The 19,821-nt window shown below is 30.8% G+C and carries 16 protein-coding genes; 9 read left to right on the top strand and 7 right to left on the bottom strand.

Translation table 11 applies throughout. The features are described 5' to 3' along the window. The first annotated feature begins 117 nt into the window (after window positions 1-117). Window positions 118-1,740: a S8 family peptidase gene (locus tag U0D62_RS09610; RefSeq protein ID WP_322287057.1), complete on the top strand. Its 1,623-nt coding sequence runs from the start codon at window positions 118-120 to the stop codon at window positions 1,738-1,740. A gap of 4 nt (window positions 1,741-1,744) precedes the next feature. Here U0D62_RS09610 and U0D62_RS09605 read toward each other — a convergent pair whose 3' ends face one another. Continuing rightward, window positions 1,745-2,605, bottom strand: coding sequence for a sterol desaturase family protein (locus tag U0D62_RS09605; protein WP_322287056.1), 861 nt, complete (start codon window positions 2,603-2,605; stop codon window positions 1,745-1,747). A 75-nt stretch (window positions 2,606-2,680) separates the two neighbouring features. Further along, window positions 2,681-3,097, bottom strand: a complete 417-nt coding sequence (locus tag U0D62_RS09600; protein ID WP_322287055.1) for a Dabb family protein — start codon at window positions 3,095-3,097, stop codon at window positions 2,681-2,683. A 170-nt stretch (window positions 3,098-3,267) separates the two neighbouring features. On the opposite strand from U0D62_RS09600, the gene U0D62_RS09595 reads away from it, so the two are divergent. Together U0D62_RS09595 and U0D62_RS09590 are read left to right on the top strand one after the other, a co-directional pair. Next, on the top strand, window positions 3,268-3,696 hold the full coding sequence (locus U0D62_RS09595; protein ID WP_322287054.1) for an SRPBCC family protein: 429 nt from the start codon (window positions 3,268-3,270) through the stop codon (window positions 3,694-3,696). Next, window positions 3,686-4,009, top strand: coding sequence for an ArsR/SmtB family transcription factor (locus U0D62_RS09590; protein WP_322287053.1), 324 nt, complete (start codon window positions 3,686-3,688; stop codon window positions 4,007-4,009). The genes U0D62_RS09595 and U0D62_RS09590 overlap by 11 nt, the downstream gene beginning before the upstream one ends. Window positions 4,010-4,026: 17 nt before the next feature. On the opposite strand, the gene U0D62_RS09585 is transcribed toward U0D62_RS09590, so the two are convergent. Then, window positions 4,027-4,419 carry a hypothetical protein gene (locus U0D62_RS09585; RefSeq protein WP_322287052.1) on the bottom strand — a complete coding sequence of 131 codons (393 nt, stop codon included), beginning with the start codon at window positions 4,417-4,419 and terminating at the stop codon, window positions 4,027-4,029. A 217-nt stretch (window positions 4,420-4,636) separates the two neighbouring features. Between U0D62_RS09585 and U0D62_RS09580 the strand changes: the two genes are divergently transcribed. After that, complete coding sequence (locus U0D62_RS09580) at window positions 4,637-6,733, top strand: tetratricopeptide repeat protein (RefSeq protein WP_322287051.1); 2,097 nt, start codon at window positions 4,637-4,639, stop codon at window positions 6,731-6,733. A gap of 4 nt (window positions 6,734-6,737) precedes the next feature. Here the strand turns inward: U0D62_RS09580 and U0D62_RS09575 are convergent, their stop codons facing one another. Genes U0D62_RS09575 through U0D62_RS09565 form a run of 3 tightly spaced genes read right to left on the bottom strand, consistent with a single transcriptional unit; the run spans window position 6,738 to window position 11,960 of the window. After that, a complete protein-coding gene (locus tag U0D62_RS09575) occupies window positions 6,738-7,898 on the bottom strand; it encodes a hypothetical protein (protein ID WP_322287050.1) in 1,161 nt (386 codons plus the stop codon). Beyond that, window positions 7,895-9,811: a vanadium-dependent haloperoxidase gene (locus U0D62_RS09570; protein WP_322287049.1), complete on the bottom strand. Its 1,917-nt coding sequence runs from the start codon at window positions 9,809-9,811 to the stop codon at window positions 7,895-7,897. The genes U0D62_RS09575 and U0D62_RS09570 overlap by 4 nt, the downstream gene beginning before the upstream one ends. A 4-nt stretch (window positions 9,812-9,815) precedes the next feature. After that, entirely contained in the window at window positions 9,816-11,960 is a 2,145-nt protein-coding gene (locus tag U0D62_RS09565) for a tetratricopeptide repeat protein (RefSeq protein WP_322287048.1), read from the bottom strand. A gap of 160 nt (window positions 11,961-12,120) precedes the next feature. Between U0D62_RS09565 and U0D62_RS09560 the strand changes: the two genes are divergently transcribed. From U0D62_RS09560 to U0D62_RS09540, 5 genes are read left to right on the top strand one after another with little or no spacing between them, the layout of a single operon-like run. Beyond that, complete coding sequence (locus U0D62_RS09560; protein WP_322287047.1) at window positions 12,121-14,226, top strand: tetratricopeptide repeat protein; 2,106 nt, start codon at window positions 12,121-12,123, stop codon at window positions 14,224-14,226. Further along, window positions 14,210-15,082 carry a UbiA prenyltransferase family protein gene (locus U0D62_RS09555; protein ID WP_322287046.1) on the top strand — a complete coding sequence of 291 codons (873 nt, stop codon included), beginning with the start codon at window positions 14,210-14,212 and terminating at the stop codon, window positions 15,080-15,082. The genes U0D62_RS09560 and U0D62_RS09555 overlap by 17 nt, the downstream gene beginning before the upstream one ends. Further along, window positions 15,079-16,386: an FAD-binding oxidoreductase gene (locus U0D62_RS09550; RefSeq protein ID WP_322287045.1), complete on the top strand. Its 1,308-nt coding sequence runs from the start codon at window positions 15,079-15,081 to the stop codon at window positions 16,384-16,386. Before U0D62_RS09555 ends, U0D62_RS09550 begins: the two co-directional genes overlap by 4 nt. 25 nt (window positions 16,387-16,411) lie before the next feature. Next, window positions 16,412-17,143: an SDR family oxidoreductase gene (locus tag U0D62_RS09545; protein ID WP_322287044.1), complete on the top strand. Its 732-nt coding sequence runs from the start codon at window positions 16,412-16,414 to the stop codon at window positions 17,141-17,143. After that, on the top strand, window positions 17,140-17,724 hold the full coding sequence (locus U0D62_RS09540) for an HAD family hydrolase (RefSeq protein ID WP_322287043.1): 585 nt from the start codon (window positions 17,140-17,142) through the stop codon (window positions 17,722-17,724). Before U0D62_RS09545 ends, U0D62_RS09540 begins: the two co-directional genes overlap by 4 nt. Before the next feature lie 3 nt (window positions 17,725-17,727). Here the strand turns inward: U0D62_RS09540 and U0D62_RS09535 are convergent, their stop codons facing one another. Beyond that, window positions 17,728-19,671, bottom strand: coding sequence for a tetratricopeptide repeat protein (locus tag U0D62_RS09535; protein ID WP_322287042.1), 1,944 nt, complete (start codon window positions 19,669-19,671; stop codon window positions 17,728-17,730). Window positions 19,672-19,821 lie beyond the last annotated feature (150 nt).

The raw sequence follows: 19,821 nt of genomic DNA, 5'->3' as shown, positions 1-19,821 counted from the left end.
TTCTAGCTATTATAATTAACAAGCATAAGCATTTAATTATCAAAGATTTTCATCATTATTATAGGTTATCTGACAAATAATCTTATTTTTAAAGCAGATTACTTAAACAATATTTTAATGAATTTTATTAAGCCCCCAAAATCTGTGCTTTTTAGCACCCTGTTATTCCTACATTCTTTTCTAATTGTTTCACAAGAAATTCCTCAAGACTGGCATTTATTAGATAAGCAAAAACAAAATGTAGTTGGAGTAAGTTTAAAACAAGCAAATGAACTACTCAAATCTAAAGATAAAACGGCTCAACCTGTTATTGTAGCGGTATTGGACTCCGGAGTTGATATTGAACATGAAGATTTAAAAGCTATCATATGGACCAATAGTAAAGAGAAAGCAAATAACGGTAAAGATGATGATGGTAATGGTTATATCGATGATCTTAATGGTTGGAATTTTATTGGTAACACCAAAGGAGAAAGCCTTATTGCTGAAACCCTGGAATTAACCAGGTTATATAGATCATATAAGAACAAATTTCAAAATAAGGATAAATTTAGTATTTCTCCAGAAGAAAAAAAGGACTATCAATATTACCTGAGTCTAAAAAAAGAATATGAGGATGCGTATGAAAAACTATATAAAAGATTAAGTTCTATTGAAGAAGAATATGCTTTTTTTAACCAACTGGTACCTCCTCTTCAAAAAGCTATGAAGAAGGAAGTTTTTTCTGCCGATGAGCTTATGAGTTTTAATCCTACGGATCAAGGTCATCAAAAACTTAAAATTACTTTCTTAAATATTTTGAATAGAAATGAAGGATTAACACCAGAAAAATTAATCAAACATTATCAAGATACAAAAGGAAATAAGGAAGAGACTGAAATGAGATTAAATCATAATTATAGTCTAGATTTTAATGGAAGAAAGCTAATCGGAGATAAATACACTGACCTTACTGAAAAATACTACGGCAATCCAGATGTAACTAAACGTTCAGAACATGGTACTCATGTTTCTGGAATTATTGCTGCAATTCGTGATAATACTACTGGAATAGAAGGCATTGCAAATAAAGTGATTATCATGCCAATTCGTAATACACCTATGGGAGATGAAACCGATAAAGATGTTGCTAATGGTATACGATATGCAGTAGATAACGGAGCAAAGATCATTAATATGAGTTTTGGAAAAAGTTACTCTCCAAATAAGCAAATAGTAGATGAAGCCGTACGTTATGCTCAGAAAAAAGGAGTTTTATTAATTCACGGAGCGGGAAATGATAATATGAATACCGATTTATATTACAATTATCCATCTGCATTAATGGAAGATGGAACTGTTGTCTCTAATTGGATAGAAGTAGGTGCAAGCTCTGCCTATGCAGATGAACGATTAGCTGCTGATTTTTCTAATTATGGTAAAAAATCAGTAGATATTTTTGCTCCTGGAGTAGATATCTTTTCAACTTTACCTGGAAATGAATATGGTACCCGTAGCGGAACCAGTATGGCTGCTCCGGTTGTAACTGGTATAGCTGCGCTATTATTATCTAATTTTCCAGAATTAACCCCAGAAGAAATAAAAGAGATTATTCTTGAATCAGGTGTTTCCTATACTATAGATGTTACTATTCCTGGAGGTGACGAAAAAATACCGTTTTCAAAACTTTCTAAAACCGGAAAAGTGGTAAATGCATATGAGGCAGTAAAACTCGCTCTTGAAAAACAGAAAGAGAAATAAGAATTTAGATCTTACTTTTCTCAGGTTTTTCTGCATCAAACTTTGCCCCTACAGGAGCTCTATAACCATTAAATGGTAATTTTAAAAGTTTACCTACTTTGGCATTAGAGTCTACATCGGGATATGTATCTACGCCGTAGATCAAATCGTCATTACGCATTTTTGCAAAAGTACCAAATATCCTATCCCATATTGAGAAGATGTTTCCATAATTTGTATCTGTATATGGCAATACATAATGATGATGTACTTTATGCATATCAGGAGAAACAATAACTAAGCTTATAATGTCATCTAATTTTTTTGGTAAAGAAATATTTGCATGGTTAAACTGAGATAACACTACAGATAATGACTGATAAAGCATTATGATACCTACAGGAGCACCAACCACAAAAACTCCTATCGTAGTAAATATAAAACGAATTATACTTTCTCCAGGATGATGTCTGTTTGCAGTGGTTGTATCTACATGATTATCTGTATGGTGTATTAAATGAAACATCCATAGTGGTTTTACAACATGTTGTACATAATGCGCTAACCAAGCACCTATTAAATCTAATAAAGCTACACCTAATAGTATTGTAGCCCATAATGGAAGATCCAACCATTGTAACACCCCAAAATTATTAGCAACAGTCCAATCACTAGTTTTAAGTAAAATAAAGGCCAGAAAAAAATTGATTACAATAGTAGTTAAAGTAAAAAATATATTAGGCCACGCATGTTTGAATTTTTTATAATTAAACTTGAATAGTGGCGCTGCATACTCTAATAGCCAAAAAAAAGTGATTCCTCCAACCAAAATGAGGCTTCTGTGAGAAGAAGGGATCGTTTCAAAATAATTAATAATACTCTCCATTGTCAAAATTTCTTTCTAGAAAAGTACTAATTTTTAAAGATATATTATGCACGAATAAGAAATTCTTAGCATAATTTAAAAATCATTGGTCACTGTATCATATATCTGGACTTTATTCCATAATGAAGAAGCCTCCTCTATAAATAGTAAATGTGCCTCCTCTGTTTGATATAAATCCTGCTCTTCTTTTGAAGAAAATGTTACAATAATAGCATAGGTATAAGAATTATCCACTACACTACGTTGCGTATTCGCTGGTATACCCAAAAAATTTGTTTTGGTATATTTTGAGGTTTTAAAAAGCTTATCTAATGATTTTTCAAACATTGCTCTATCCTTTGGATTATTTGGTTCTTTAAGCCACACATATACTGAATGCACAAAATTCTCATCAAATTCTTTACCTTCACTATTAGGTTGACAAGATATTAATAATGTGACACTTAAAAAGTAAAACAGAGGTCTACAGTTTATTTTTTCAATAAAAATCATACTTCTAATTTTAATGCATAATTTATAACAATAATCTGACAATCCTCTACCCTAACCTTAATTTAAAAAAGAATAAAAACCAACAATACACAACTAAATAGTTGCGTTAATAAAAAAATACATATATTTGCAACCATATAGTTGCGTATTAATTTATAAAATCAAAAATCATGCAAGATGTAATAACTAAAGAACACTTATTTAATCATTCAATTGACAAAGTATGGAATGCTATTTCTAAAGCAGAAGAGATATCTTCCTGGTTTATTAAAGCAGATTTTAAGGCAGAAGAAGGTTATAAATATACCTTTACTGCCAGTGAAGAAGAAAACTGCACAGAAATCACTGGTATAGTTAAAAAAGCAAACCCCTACACCTTAATTTATACCTGGGTCGTTGCAAATACAGATACTGAAACTACTGTTAAATGGGAATTACAACAAACTAATGAAGGTACCAAGCTTTATTTAGAACATTCGGGAATCTCAAACTACCCAGGAGAAACGGCAGTAAATATGTTTAATAGTTTTAATGGTGGATGGCAGAATTGTATCTCTCAATTATCAGAATATTTAATCAAAGAAGTTCATGCAGGATAAAATCACTAAAATTTTAAAAGCAATTGCGGATCCTACAAGGCGTGAGATTTTTCACGCCTTAGTGATTGCTTCTACCGCTCTACCAATTACTTTAATTTCTAATCAATTTGATATTAGTCGTCAAGGAGTTACTAAACATCTCAAGACATTAGAAGAAGCTGGCTTAATACAAATAGAAACCAAAGGAAGAGAACGTTTTTGCTACGCTGACGCAAAACCTTTAAAAGAAATTAATCAGTGGTTACAATTTTATGAGCAATTCTGGGATAATAAATTAGGTAATTTAGGCGATTATTTAGATACTAAAGTTTAATAGTAAAAATCTATTATTTATATCTGTTCTTTTACCCAGTCAACAGCATTTTCTAGGTTATCAAAAGAAACGATATCACCTTGAAAAAACATATTTTCTATCCTGACACTTGTTTTTTGAAAGTCATTATAAGTAACTATAGCAAAAGCTTTAATGTTGGGGAACACTTCTTTTATTTTGATATAATCGGTCGGTTCTACAGAATATGAATTTATTCTATTCGATATATATCCAAAAGGCCGATCTTTAAAATGAAGATTTGTAAGTTTAGAAAGTTCCTTTGCTTTTTCATGATTAAAACAAACGCCTTCTGCCACTTCAATAATCAGGTAATCCTTATAAAAAAACACTTTACCTGTATTCAGCTCATATTCATGCACAACATCTTCTTCCTTAAGTGATTTTGCCATATTCTATTCCGTTCGCTTTAAATGAAGATTAGGGGGCGCAAATATACACTTAATTGACTTCTTATTCCCCACTTTGCAGGTTATAAGACGTTAAAAAAAATATAATAATTTTATAAATTTTAATTTAGTTATTATAGTAATACTCATTAAAAGTATTCAATCATAAGAATACGATTTTTTAAAAAGAACCGTATTTTTGAATCATTAATACTTAAGCATGTTTAGAAAACCATTTTTTTGGTTGGTTATTTCTCTAATAGTGACTTTTGCATTTGTGAGTCCGAATCTTAGTAATGATTTCCTAAATTGGGATGATCCAGCGTATGTTACACAAAATGAATTAATCAAAGATTTTTCTATAGATGGGATTGTTTCAATTTTTTCAACAAAAGAAGTAGTAAGTACCTATTCGCCGTTAGTTTTACTTTCTTGGTCGTTTGATTATGCTATATCTGAACTTGATCCCTTAATATTTCATTTATTTAATATCATTTATCACCTATGTTCAGTAGCGTTAGTTTTCTATTTGGTTTTATTATTAACAAAGCGCTTTGAAATTGCATTTATAGCTTCCGTATTATTTGGGATACATCCAATGCATATAGAAGCTGTAAGTTGGATATCAGCAAGAAAAGACCTTTTGTATACTATTTTCTTTTTGCTCTCTCTAATAGTGTATCATTTTTATACAGAAAAAGAATCGAAATATCCTAAATGGTATTATTATATAGGTTGTTTGCTTTTATATGTATTGTCCTTGTTATCTAAAGGTACTGCGGTCATTTTACCATTAGTTTTATTTTTATTTGATTATTTAAAAAGAAGAGAGCATATAAAAGTTATACTTCTTGAGAAGCTTCCTTTTTTTCTATTAAGTATTTGGTTTGTATATATATCCATTGACAATCAAGTAACTGGAGGTGCAATGGAAGATCGTAAGTTTATTTCAGCTATAGATTCTCTTTCAGTAGGCTTTTATGGATACTTAACCTATCTTATCAAAGCAATTTTACCTTTTCATTTAAGTCCATATCACCCATATCCAAATGAATTAGGAGCACCTATGCCTTGGTATTTTTATGCTTCAGCTATACCCATATTAGCTCTTTTTATATATACCATTATAAAAGTAAGAGTTTATCGTTTTTTATTCTTTGGGATTTCTTTTTTCTTTATCACTCTAATTCCGGTAATTCAGGTATTACCTTTTGGGTCTGCAGTTACAGCCGATCGTTATACATATTTACCATATTTTGGACTATTTTTCTTGTTAGGAAAAGGAATTGTTCATTTGATTGAAAAAAAGACCAACCTGAAAAAAAGTATCTATCTATTACTATCAGTCTATCTTATTTTTCTAGGAGTTATCACATTTCAGTATTCTAAAACATTTAAGAACACAGAAAATCTTTGGTCTAGAGTGATAGAATTATATCCAAATGATTTTTTGGCTTACATGAATATTACCAATCACAAAATTTCTCAAAAAGATTATAAAGAGGCATTAGTCTATGCTGATAAAGCCATTAACTTGAAATCAAATAGCTACATTTTATATTATAATAGAGGGTTTGTATATGAAACTATGGGAAAGAATAGTCTAGCTATTCAAGATTATTCAACATCAATACAAATGTTTTCAAAATTCTATTCTGCACATGCTAATAGAGGTATTTTGTATTACCGAAATAAACAATATGATTTAGCAATCAAAGATTTTAAAAAATCTATTGAAATCGCTCCAAAAAAACCAGGAGGATATTATAATCTTACTATGGTTTATCAACAAATAGGTCTCTTCGATAAAGCTTTACAAAATGTGAATCAATTAATCTTCTTACATTTTGATTTACCAAAATCTTTATTAACTCGAGGAAAAATTCTCACAAATTTAAATGATCCAGATAAAGCAATAATGGATTTTACTCGAGCAATAGAATTGCAACCTGCACTACTAGAAGCGTATTTAAAACGAGGTAATGTATATATAGGAAAAGGAAAGTTTGAAATGGCACTTAATGATTTTGAAAAGGTCATAAAAATAGATGCCAACCAAGTCGATGCTCATATTAATAGTGGCCTTATTTTAATGAATCTTGCTCGTTTTAAAGAAGCACTTCAAAGTTTTGAGATCGCTCTAAAGCTAGATCAAAACAATCATTTAATATACTATAACAGAGGTGTTTTACATCATATTTCTGGGAACCACAAAGCAGCTTTAAGTGATTTTAATTACTGTATTAAAATTGCTCCAGAATTTTCTCCCGCCATTAGGGATAAGCAAAAACTAATGAATTTATTTAAAAACCAATAGCTGTTTATTTATCTCTCCATTGGTTCCAGATTGTTTCCCCTACTAATCGATATCCTTTGGCCCTCATATGTTGATCGTAATTCCAATACAGATGTTCTCCTTTTATTTCTTCGGTTTTTACTGTAGTGGTTAGATCAATAAACGGTACTTGTAAATAATCACATTGATTTTTTAGAAATTGTTGATGTTGTTGATAATCTGGTGTTGTAAGGCTCCTAATATCAGCGCATTCATTAAGACAATATTGTTTTTCAAATTGTAAGTAATAATCTGTTACCTGATTTCTACTTGGAATATAAACGACTACCGGTTTAACATTATATTGATTACAGATATATTTGAAAAACCCTACCGTTTCGCCCAAAGCGGGAGAAGATTTTAAAAATTTTTCTTCTTTAAAAAGAGCATTACCAAGAAAAGAATTAAAAGTAGAGGCTTTCATATGATCTGCAAGTTCTGGAGTAACATCATATTTCAGACTATCCTCAAGTCGTGACCAGGGATTTGTTTCATTTGGTACAGCAGGCAAATAAGGTTGTTTATTTTTAATCCATCGAAAACGTAGTGGACCATACTTTTTTGATTGGTTAATAATTTCGACCAATCTAGGAACGTAAGGATTAAAATACTCTGGTTCTAGAAAAAATTCAGGTATTTTAGGTGGTTTTTTACCTAAATCATTAGCATAAATACATAAAAAAGCTACATCTGGTTGGTATACGGGGATCATATCTGCAGCTAGCTGCAAGTAAGAATCCAGTCCGCATCCTAATAACCCACCATTTAGCGATTGATAAGTATTGTTACTGGCTTTTTCAAAAGCTCTTGGAATAGTTTCATCTTGTTGCGCCATTACTCCTTCTACAAAACTATCTCCTATAAAAAGAACTCGTTTTTTATTTTTTGGCTTTTCTATGTACCATTCATTATCTCTAAAACCATATAGATTCATTTTATGTTCAAAAGAGGCTGAAGTATCCGGAAAAGATCTCCACTCCCATGTTTGATCTCTAGAATGTGAAGAACCAGCACCATCAAAATATAACTTCATGAAATTGATCCGGTCAAAGTTCTGAATCTCTCTAGTTGGAAAGAAATATCGAAATACCATTTCCTGAAAAATGAATACTACAACAATATATAATATAACTTTTACTGGTTTCATTTATTAAAAAACTGTTTGGCAAACTCTATAGTATTTTGTGCAACCTTCTTCCCCATTCTTCTACCTTCAATATCATCTGCAGGAGGATGAATACCGCCCCATACACGAGACAAGCAAGTTTCTATAGCTGCGTCATAAAAAGTAGCCCATTGTAATGTGATTTCTTCTGAAGGGCCATCTTCAAAAAGAAGAAACTCATTTTTTTTAGCAGTAAATACTTCTAATCCATTTGGGAAATAAGGAGATCCAGTCATGTAATCCAAAAGAATTGCTCCTGTAGTTGAAAAAGTCGAATGTCCAGATGTATATCCTGCAAACGGTGGCGTCGCAAAAGTATATCGTTGGTAAGGCCACCAGTTTTCTGCCAAAACCCATCCCGTACCTGCGGTATCGTTATAAGGATCATTAACAGCATCAGGGCCTTTCCAAGAGTATATTTTTATTTTATTGAGGTGTTCATCATCTTTTCCAACAAGAGGGTCGTCTTTTTTTACCAAAGCAACACTTCCTTTTTGTAGTTTTAATCCTTGTGGATGATAGTTTGGTAACTCTGGATTTGAGGATTGTCCTAATCCACCAAGATATCGAATTGCAGAAATAGGACGAATATAATCATAATGTGATTTTACACTCCAACAAGCAATACCTGCATCATGCAACGCTCCTGTCATTAAAAAATAACTTTTGATATCCCATTCTAATTGTGATAATATTTCACCTTTTCCATTCCATTTTCTATTAAAATCAGGGTTATAAGAAACCTTATTTAGAAATTGCAACCAATGCCCTGGAGGAGATGCTGTATTTGGTCCATCCACCCAGAATTCTGCAATTACTCTACAATAATCCCCTTGCTTAACCAGGTTTTTGGGATATTTCTTTTTTGTAAATGGATTTTTTTCAACTTTACCTCGTTTGTTGTTTTTAATAGAAGAATAATAGTTCTGATATTCTTCAAAGGTAGTAGGTAAATGTTCCTCTATACTTGTTATACCTTTTGGAGAAGTATCCCAAATTTCAGGATTTTTTGGATCTAAATAACCAGACATGTTCTGTACTAATTGGAATCCCCATCGATATTCTTCGGTACTTATAGAATCATTTAAATCAAATAATGGTGGCGCTCCCGGATCAAAATGCAGGTTGTTTTCTGAAGGAGGTAATGCAAAAGGTAAAACCTCTCCCCAATAAGAAGTTAAAAACTGGGTATTTCCATCAATAAGTAAGTAATTCCATTCCTTTAAAGTTTTATCATACCCTTTAGAATCAATATAGTATTTAATATCTATAGGCTGCCAGCGATTGGGATCGTTTAATCCTTTTGCACCAGGCAGCTCTGGTCTCAGGTTTTTATTAACACCAAAATAATCTTCAGATTCATGACGATCATCTTCTCTGGAGTTATCATTTGCACCTAATTCAATAATATAATTAGCTATATAATTTCCAAGTGCTTCAGGAGAGCCACTTTGATAATCGTCTTTTCCTTTATGTATTCTATAACCTAAACTATCCAATTGATCGTGCAGATAATCAATAGTTCTTCCTTTACTTCCATATTGATTATAACGTCCAAATAACACTCCATAAGCAGCGTGGTAAATTGCAATTTCTCTAAGACTATCAATGTTTTTTGACACCTTTTTAAAATCAGGGTCAAAAGCAAGCTCAAATCCATGATAATTCTTACCCAAAAAATAAGTTTCCTGATTAGGATCATATGCAGCCCAAGCGTCATACATAGCTACTGAAGTGTGAAAAAAATTACGAGCCTGAACAGTTGGTCCTTGACCATCTTCAACAACCATCCCTAACATTATATCCACCATTTTTCTTGCAACGCTTCTAGAATCTTGTGCAATACCATAATGAACAGAAAATAATAGGAACAAGTAGAATAGTTTATGGTGCATGAATTTATTTTTTTGCAAATTTATATTTTAATTCTGATACAGAATCTTCATTTTTTAGACGATCATAAATCTCCTTCATAAATAGATCTTGAGTCCAATAATTAATGTATTCCTGTGCATATTGTAAAGCAATTTGATATTCTTCAGCTTCCAGTGCACAATGAACACCAAACCGTAACGCATTTTGCTTAGAAGGGTATTCAAGATCAATTAATCGTTCTGTTTGTACTAATGCTTTTTTATATTTTTTTTGAAAGAAATAGGTTTCCATCCTATATAAAAAAACATCTTTTGCATATGGGTTATAATAAGAAGCTCGCTGAAAATCTCGCAAAGCTTTATTGAAAAATTTGTTTTTTCTGGAAGCTTCAAGACCTCTGTTAATAAGAGAATCTGCGGTCATTTTGTTCTTATTAGAAATAGGTAGCTCCATCTCCATCCAAATAGGGTTAACTTTTTCGAGAAATTCATGAGTTAATTTTAAATATGGAGCATAAGATTCTGCAATAAGTAATAACTCTCTTGACTTTTTATAATTTTTATTTGCAAAAGCATTAATTCCTTCATCTAATAAAAGAGCTGCATAATTTTGGTCTATTCTCCCTCGTGTGTACGGTTTTAGTTTTTTAAGTAAGTTATTCTTTCTGGCAATATATCGGTCTTTTCCTTCCAACATCTGTAAGGCATATAACATAAACGAATCCGAATGTTGATAATATGTTTTATATACCCGTACTCCAACACTTTCAATACGATATGAATGCATTGTTTTATTCATTAATACTACAAAAATCGGAATCGATAATATCTGCAATAATAAAGAGAAGGATGTTATTTTCTTTGTCATCACAGTCTCTTTTTGTTGATTAAATATGAGTATCAACAACATCAATATCAAAGGGAATGATTGGGTGTATAAATCCCAATCCATTGGAAGAGACATCAATGGATTGATCATAAACAAAAAACCTGTTATCAAAATAAATGTAAATACTATTACATTAATCAACGGAGTATTCCATTTTAATTTCTTTTGGTACACTAAAACGATACTTATTAAGAACAATATACCTGGAGACCAGAAGAAAAAAACCATAAAGAAATCAGAAATATGATTCCAACTAAACAAATTATAGGTATCTAATGGAGGGTCTGGAGATAGTATAGGTAAAAACAAACGATCAATGTCCTGATCATTTGCATTTAATGATCTTGAATCATTATAGTCTTCTAAAACAAAAAAGTACATAAAAAACCCTATTAGGACTAATGGTATTAAAATGTAGAAGAATAGTTTTTTTGCAGTAAATAATGAACGAATCTTAGAGTTGTCATAAAAATAATGATGGATAAAACCCAAGATTAAGGCTGGAGCTAACAAAAAAGATGGAGTGTTATATCTTATGCATATAATAAGTAATGGTATAAGTACGTACAGAAGAATTACTTTTCTTTCCTGAAATGCTTTTACATATAAATATATCCAAGTTAATTGCAAAAAAAGCACAAGCCCATATGTCTCAATATGACCGCAAAAAATCACAAGCAAAGGAGCTGTACAAATTAAAAGAATTAATGTAATCGCCAATCTGGAGTTTTTAATATATGTTTTAATTGCAGTAATTGATATTAAAATAAAACCTGCCCCAAAAAGAGCATCCATTAACTTAAAAGTTTGAAACATATTAATTTTCAATATATATGCAATGGCACTATATAAATTGAAAACACCCCATCGAGCATGACCTGTTTTAAATTGAATAGAAAATAAATCTTTCCAAAAGCCTTCTTTAAATGAAGTTAACTTCTGATCCAAATAAGGAGCAAAATTCTTTGCATCACCATAATAATCATTAACAATATCCAAATTATAGAATATGATAAAACTTATAAGTGAAATGATTACTGTATAAGTATTAGTAAGTTTAAAACTCCTTATAGAATTTTTATCCTTTTTGAAGTAGATATAAAAAATTATAATAGCTACAACTAAAGGAATACCATATTTTAATCCTGAAGGAAGAAAAAATAAAAAATGTATACTCCAAAAAGTATCAGGCCATATCAATCCCAAAACATAGATCAACAAAAACCCTAGAGCTATAATTAGAGGTATATATATTGAAATTTTATGATTATGGAACTGCATATTTCGTTTTATGATTCAAAACTATTGAATACCAAAAGTAAGTTAAAATAGGTACTCATAACAAATTGAAAACGATCATATAAAAATATCTTTTCAAAACCAATAGGTGATTTTTATCAATTACTATTATTTTCGTTAGTATTACGATAAATATGAGTTAATGAGTAAGCCGTATAATTTCTTAGTATTAGTATTAGCAATCACCTTTTTGGTGTTGTTACCTACACTAAGAAATGACTGGACTAATCTGGATGATCCTGCCTATATCCTTGATAATCCCATCATTCAAGATTTATCCTGGAATGGTATACAAAAAATGTTTACTACACTACAAGTAAATGGTTCGTATAACCCAATTGTACTAATTTCTTGGGCAATAGATTATAGTTTTGTAGGGTTAGCTCCTTCCCTATACCATACAACCAATTTATTACTTCACTTAATAGTAGTTGCATTAGTTTTCTTTTTGGCTTTAAGGCTTTCTAAAAATAATTGGGTCGCTTTTGGTACAGCATTATTATTTGGTATCCATCCTATGCATGTAGAATCTGTTGCTTGGGTTACTTCTAGAAAGGAATTGCTTTATACGTTGTTTTATATTGGAGGATTAATTGCTTATCATTTTTACCTTGAAAAAAATACCAGGTACTCTAAGTTATATTATCTAGTACTATCTTTCATTTTATTTCTTTTGTCGTTATTCTCAAAAGGATCTGCCATAACGTTTCCTTTGATACTATGGGCTTTTGATTACTTATCCAAAAGAAAAGATATTACTAGATTACTAATTGAAAAAATCCCTTTTATACTATTAAGTGTAGTATTTACATATCTCTCAATTAAGGCTCAAGATGAAGGAAACGCCTTACTTTATAGAGAGTTTTATTCGGTTTTTGATTCTTTAAGTGTTGGTTTTTTTGGATACTTAACATACTTGATTAAGGTATTAATTCCTTATAACTTAAGTGGCTTACATCCGTATCCAACTCCTTCAGGAACTCCTGTGCCTTGGTATTTTTCGGTCGCTGCAATACCAGTATTGGCAATCGCAATCTATTGTTTTTATAAAATAAAAACTACCAGAAATCTGGTTTTTGGGTTTGGATTTTTCTTTATTACTCTTATTCCTGTAATACAGGTATTATCTTTTGCTGTTTCAGTAACTGCGGATCGATTTACATACTTACCATATTTTGGATTGTTTTATTTATTGTCTTTAGGGGTTTTTGGACTTATAAATCATAAACCAAAACTTAAAACTACAGTTAAGATAGTTTCTTTTGTTTTTATTATCACCTTTGGCGTTACAACCTTCTCTTATGCACAAACCTGGAAAAATTCAGAAACTGTATGGAGTCGGGTCATCAAATATTATCCTGAATATTTTATCTCTTACATAAACAGATCTGAATACAGAATTAACAATGGACAATTAGATAAAGCTCTACAGGATTGTAATAAGGCAATACGATTAAAAAAAGACTATTTTCTGGCTTACTATAACAGAGGATATATCTATCAAAAAAAAGGTGACATAACAAAAGCCATACAAGATTACACACTATCAATTGCATATAATGATCAATCTTTTCAAGCATATCAGAATCGTGGTATCTTATATGCTCAACTTAATCAATTGGATAAAGCTCTGAACGATTTTGATGTTTCAATAGCTATAAAACCAAAAGATCCCTACGCATACCTAAATAGAGCTTTTCTTTTTGAAAAAAAAGGAAAATATACAGAAGCCATATCAGATGCCACACAGGTAATTTCAATAAATAACAAAATAAACAGAGCTTATTTGTTACGAGGTTCATCGTATCAAGTTCTTGGGCAAACTAATAATGCTTTACAGGATTATACATCGGCTATTAAACTCAACCCAAAAATGGTAAAAGCCTATACCCAAAGAGGTTCTATTTATTTTAATCAGAAGAAAATTCCTGAAGCTACAGACGATTTTCAAAAGGCTATTCAAGTAGATAGGCATAACGTTGATGGTCATATTAATTTGGGGGTTATTTTGATGAATCAATCATTATATGATAAGGCTTTGTTTCATTTTAATCAGGCACATAGATATGACTCTACCAATTATCTAGTGTATTTTAACCGAGGAATAGTATATAAATTGATGGAAAATTATACAGATGCTTTAAAAGATATTGACAAATGCCTCGAGTTGCAACCAGGCAATAAAATTGCAAATGATCAAAGGGTACAAATATTAAAATTGATACAAGCTCTTGAAACAAACAATTAGAACATACTCCTCCTTGTTAAGGCTTGATAATTATATCAAAAACTTATTCGTTTTTGCTCCATTATTCTTTGATTTTCAATTTCGTAACGAACTGATAATAAATTCATTTATTTCCTTTATCCTTTTTTGCTTTCTGGCCAGTAGTATGTATATTTTTAATGATATTTTTGATTTCAAAGCAGATAAGCAACATCCTGTTAAAAAATTCAGGTCGATCCCTTCAGGAAAAATCTCTATTAACAAAGCAATAATAATCGGGACTGCACTTTTATTTATTGTTTTAGGTATTTCTTTTATAATTAGCCTTCAGTTATTTTATGTTTTTTTATCATATGTATTCATTAATATCTCATACAATATTGTTCTAAAGAAAATTCCGATAATAGATGTATTAGTGATATCATTTGGATTTGTTCTTAGGATTCTTGCCGGGAGTTATGCTACTCATATTCCAGCTTCAGGTTGGATATTGATCATGACATTCTTACTATCATTATTCTTAGGGTTTACAAAACGAAGAGCAGATATTGTTTTAGCTTCTAACAACGGAATAAAAGTATCTAACATTCAAATATTTTCTATTTCTTCTATCAATAAAATTGTTTATTTTTTATCAATTACAATAACAGTAGTTTATATAATGTATACCTTGAGTAAAGAAGTTGTAGAAAGGATTGGAAAACCCTACGTCTTTATAACTGCTATTTGGGTACTGTTGGGGATTATGCGATATTTGAAGATCATTATGTCTAGCAAAAACTATAAAGATCCTACTGCCATTGTTATCAAGGATTGGATATTGCAAAGTATTATTCTTTTATGGGTATTGACCTTTGTAATGCTTAAATATTTATGAGTACTATTCCAAAACATATGGTCCAATTAAGATCCTGGGGAAATTATCCTAAGGTGTTATCTCAATTACATTATATAAATTCTGAAAAAATCCCATCTTCGTTAAGTAATAAAGAGTATGTTCCTTATGGAAATGGAAGAAGTTATGGGGATTGTGCTTTGCAAATAGATTCAATACAAACGATAAAATCCAATAAAATCATTTCTTTTGACTTAGAAAAAGGAATTTTTAGATGTCAATCAGGGATTTTATTATCTGATATTTTAAAAAGAATAATACCTGAAAAATGGTTTCTACCAGTTACTCCGGGAACCAAATATATTACCATAGGAGGCGCTATAGCTTCAGATGTACACGGTAAAAATCATCATAAAAAAGGATGTTTTAGTGATCACATCATAAGCCTTCAATTATTGTTACCAGATGGCACTATTATTACTTGTTCTAAAACCAAAAATATTGAAATTTTCAAAGCTACTTGTGGCGGAATGGGACTTACAGGGATAATTCTGCAAGCTACTATACAGCTTATTCCGATCAAAAGTGCTTTTATAGATCAACAAGTTCTACAAGTCAAAAATTTAGAAAATATTTTTGAAACTTTTGATAAATATAAGAATGCCACTTATAGTGTTGCGTGGATAGATGCAACTACTAAAACTTCAGAATTAGGAAAAGGGTTGTTTTTCATAGGAGAACATGCTAACGACCAAAATTTTTCATTTTCGTTTAAACAAAAGATAAGTATCCCAAAGTGGTTTCCTTCATTTTTGTTAAACCCTTTTAGTATAAAGTTATATAATAAATATTATTATAGAAAATTTCTTCAGGTTTCTGAAAAAATATCCATAGATACATTTTTCTACCCTTTAGATGCTATTAAAAACTGGAATCGTATCTACGGTACAAAAGGGTTTTTACAATATCAGGTTATAATTCCTAAAGAGAATAGTTTTAAAGGAATGGGAGAGCTTTTATTGGCCGTGGCTAGTAGTCAACATACATCATATTTAACAGTACTGAAATCTTTAGGTAAGGAAAACGAAAATCTTTTATCTTTTCCTCTAGAAGGATATACCATTGCAATGGATTTTAAAATAAAGAAAGGATTATTAGAATTTTTGGAGCAACTAGATAAAATTGTTTTGCAATATGGCGGACGAGGATATATGGCAAAAGATGTTAGAATGAGTAAAGATTTTTTTGAAGCTGGATATTCGAAAATAAAAAAATTTAAAAACCTTAGAAAACAATACAACCTGGAGCAATTACAATCCTTACAATCAAAAAGGTTAGGCTTGTAATATCTGGAAGATTGGATTAATCAATATGAAACACATTCTTATTCTTGGAGCTAAAAGTGATATTGGCAAAGCTCTAGCAGAAATTTATGCCCAAAATGGGTATCATTTGATATTGGCTGGTCGTGAAATTGAAGTATTATCTCAATTCAAAACTTCTATTGAAGAAAAGCAAGGAGTCTCTGTTCAATTAGTTCATTTTGATGCTCTTAAATATGACACACATCAATCATTTTTTAGTAATTTAAAAACCAAACCCTTTGGGATCATATGCTGTGTAGGATATCTGGGGAATCAACAATTGGCTCAACAAGACCCCAAAGAAGCCAAACGAATTATAGATACCAATTACACGGGTTGTGTACATATCCTGGATATATGCGCAACATATTTAGAACAGGTTGGTGATGGGTTTATAATGGGAATCAGTTCTGTTGCCGGAGAACGAGGGAGAAAAAGTAATTATTTTTATGGTAGCGCCAAAGCAGGTTTTACTACATACTTAAGTGGTCTAAGAGCTAGATTTGTGAATAAAGGTGTACATGTAATTACGGTCAAACCTGGATTTGTGAATACCAAAATGATAGCACATTTAGAAACACCAAAATTGCTTTCTATTGAGCCTGAACGACTAGCAAGTATTGTTTTTAAAGCTCAACAACATAAAAGAAATGTGGTTTATGTTGGATGGAAATGGAAATATATTATGTGGTTGATTCGATCAATTCCTGAGTTTATTTTTAAAAAGACAAATTTATGATTATTGCTTTTTTTGATTTTGATGGTACCATTACAAAAAAAGACAGTTTTCTTGATTTTGTAAAGTTTACTCATGGCAAACGTAAATTACAACTAGGTCTACTATTATATTCGATTCATATACTATTCTATAAACTTAATTGGTTTCCTGGTCAACGTATGAAAGAATTATTTCTTAAACACTACTACAAAGGATTGTCAAAAAATAAATTTAAGCAATTAGGTGTGGATTATTGTAACAGACAATTACCTAACATTATACACGCTAAAGCTTTAAAAAGAATCCAATGGCATAAAGAACAGAAACATAAAGTAGTGGTTATAACCGCTTCTCTTTCTCAATGGATACAGCCTTGGTGTGATGATTTAGATATTGACCTTATCTCAACTGAAGCTGAAATCATAGATGGAAAAGTAACCGGTAAACTGAATGGTAAAAATTGTAATGGTCCTGAAAAAGTATCTAGAATCAAGGAAACGTTTGATTTCAAATCCATTACATACAGTTATGCTTATGGTAATAGTAGTGGAGATAAAGAGCTTTTGGCAATTGCCAATGAGAAGTTTTACCAATACTTCTAATTTTTATTTCCTAAAAGAATTTGCAAACAAAAACTTCAATTCTTTTATGCGATCATTACTTTTTAAACGTTGATATACTTCTTGAGAAGTTTCGTCATTTGGCCAATTTTTTAAAATTATGGTACTTGTTTCGAATGCTTCTTGATATAAATCTGCTTCAAGCGCACAATGCAAATTCATTTTCAATGCCTTTTTAGCATCAGGAAATTGCACTTTCACTAGTTCTTTAGAAATTTTGAAAGCTTCTTCATACTGATTAAGCATAAAATAAGCTTCTAATGATAATAATTTAGCATTGTTAGCCTTCGAATATTCCTGAGCTGATTTAAACAACTTAAGAGCTTCTCGAGGTTTCTTTTGAACTCTTAAAAGATATCGCCCCTGATCAATAAGAAGAGCACTGTATTCATAATCGATTCCTTTTTGAGCTTTGGAAGTTAGCTTGTTGATAAAAGCCTCTCCACGTTCTAATCGATTAATATTATGTTCATTATCAAGAGAAAAAGCATTGTCAACTGTTTGGGCTGTCCATTCATAATAAGTATTATACATTCGTACAGCTACACTTTCTAATCGATGAGATAAAGAACGTTCTGATTGATGTACCAAAAAAGAAGGAATACTTAACAATGCTATTATTCCAGAGGCATACAGTACTTTTTGAGGTCGCAAAGAACTTTCTAATTGAGAAGTTAAAACAACCGTAAACACAAGTAAATAAGGTGCTGGTAACGAAAAAAGATCCCAATCAATGGGCATTCCTAATAAAGGATTCACTACAAAAAAGAAAGCTATAAACAAAAATAAACAAAGCCCAGATATTAATATTTCAGGAGCCTCCCAGTCAATTTCATTTCGTTTTAACACTAAAAACAAGGTAATAATAAACAAAGCAATGGGAGACCATAACAGGATTACCTGGAAGTAATCAAAAAAATGATTAAAACTGAGTAAGTTATACTGATCCAAAGGTGCTTCAGGTGTAAACAAAGGAAGAAACATGTGCTCAAAAGCCATAGCCGTTCTTTGAAGACTTCGATCATCAATATGATCTTCAAAATAAAAGAAATATAGTATGGCTCCAATCACAAAAATCGGAACAATTATAAAATACCCTATCTGCTTCCAACTAGGATATGATTTTTTAAAATGCTTCCAAACAATAACTAATAGAGCAGGAATGCATAAAACTGCAATGGAGTGAAGTTTCAAGCTTATTAGTAGTATCAGAACCAATAGCCAGATCAACTGTTTTTTATCAGTTTTTATATATAGTAATGCAACATAAATCCAGAGTAAATTAATAAAAAATACTGGCGCATAAATTTCTATATGACCAAAGAAAACCAATACAAAAGGTGCAGAAAGACCTGCCAGGACTAAAACGATTTTCCATCCTTGATTAGTAACAAATCTACTAACAAAATGTAACCAGGTAAAGACAAAAAGACCTCCAAAAATAGCATCAAAAATTAAGAAAGCTGTTTTGTAGGTAACCTGAAAATAATATGATATATAAGTAATAATAGCTAAAACGGTTCCCTCACCTGCCCAGGGAGCTAAGCTGAAATTAAAAAACTTATCATGAGTGCCTTTAGGAATAACTGAAGGTATTTGAGGTAAAAAACTGTTGAACTTATACGCATCTCCATAAAAATCCTGAACCATGGCAAAAATAAGACAAGCCAAGGTAAAAGAAATACTTAGAAAAATAATCGATTTAGATTGAAGATGTAAAGTATATTTCTTAGAATGTTTTATTTCGTTGAATCTAATCAATTTAAATAAACACCAAATAACAGTAAATACAATTACTATTAGAAAAATTGGCGAAATAAATGCCGAAAAATTTGTGCTCCACCAATAATCGGGAAAAAAATAACCAAAAACATATACACTAACAAAAACAAATAAGAGAATAAGAGATGGTTTGGTTGGTATTTGCATCAGTTAAATTATTGGGTTGCCAATATAAGTTATAATTTGTAGAGACAAAAAACAACTTTAAGAAAAACAGGTATTTTTACCTATAAAATTGTTAATGCTTTATTAAAAAAATATATGTATTTTTACTTAAATTATAAATGCTGATAACCT

This window comes from Aquimarina callyspongiae (genome assembly GCF_034322225.1).
Lineage (GTDB): Bacteria > Bacteroidota > Bacteroidia > Flavobacteriales > Flavobacteriaceae > Aquimarina.
Note: the sequence above shows the minus strand (reverse complement) of the source record. Positions and strands in the feature narration are given on the sequence as shown.

Bases quoted from the DNA above. Each gene is read 5' to 3' on its own strand.
- U0D62_RS09610 (WP_322287057.1), top strand. From the start codon at position 118: ATGAATTTTATTAAGCCCCCAAAATCTGTGCTTTTTAGCACCCTGTTA.
- U0D62_RS09605 (WP_322287056.1), bottom strand. From the start codon at position 2,605: ATGGAGAGTATTATTAATTATTTTGAAACGATCCCTTCTTCTCACAGA.
- U0D62_RS09600 (WP_322287055.1), bottom strand. From the start codon at position 3,097: ATGATTTTTATTGAAAAAATAAACTGTAGACCTCTGTTTTACTTTTTA.
- U0D62_RS09595 (WP_322287054.1), top strand. From the start codon at position 3,268: ATGCAAGATGTAATAACTAAAGAACACTTATTTAATCATTCAATTGAC.
- U0D62_RS09590 (WP_322287053.1), top strand. From the start codon at position 3,686: ATGCAGGATAAAATCACTAAAATTTTAAAAGCAATTGCGGATCCTACA.
- U0D62_RS09585 (WP_322287052.1), bottom strand. From the start codon at position 4,419: ATGGCAAAATCACTTAAGGAAGAAGATGTTGTGCATGAATATGAGCTG.
- U0D62_RS09580 (WP_322287051.1), top strand. From the start codon at position 4,637: ATGTTTAGAAAACCATTTTTTTGGTTGGTTATTTCTCTAATAGTGACT.
- U0D62_RS09575 (WP_322287050.1), bottom strand. From the start codon at position 7,898: ATGAAACCAGTAAAAGTTATATTATATATTGTTGTAGTATTCATTTTT.
- U0D62_RS09570 (WP_322287049.1), bottom strand. From the start codon at position 9,811: ATGCACCATAAACTATTCTACTTGTTCCTATTATTTTCTGTTCATTAT.
- U0D62_RS09565 (WP_322287048.1), bottom strand. From the start codon at position 11,960: ATGCAGTTCCATAATCATAAAATTTCAATATATATACCTCTAATTATA.
- U0D62_RS09560 (WP_322287047.1), top strand. From the start codon at position 12,121: ATGAGTAAGCCGTATAATTTCTTAGTATTAGTATTAGCAATCACCTTT.
- U0D62_RS09550 (WP_322287045.1), top strand. From the start codon at position 15,079: ATGAGTACTATTCCAAAACATATGGTCCAATTAAGATCCTGGGGAAAT.
- U0D62_RS09545 (WP_322287044.1), top strand. From the start codon at position 16,412: ATGAAACACATTCTTATTCTTGGAGCTAAAAGTGATATTGGCAAAGCT.
- U0D62_RS09540 (WP_322287043.1), top strand. From the start codon at position 17,140: ATGATTATTGCTTTTTTTGATTTTGATGGTACCATTACAAAAAAAGAC.
- U0D62_RS09535 (WP_322287042.1), bottom strand. From the start codon at position 19,671: ATGCAAATACCAACCAAACCATCTCTTATTCTCTTATTTGTTTTTGTT.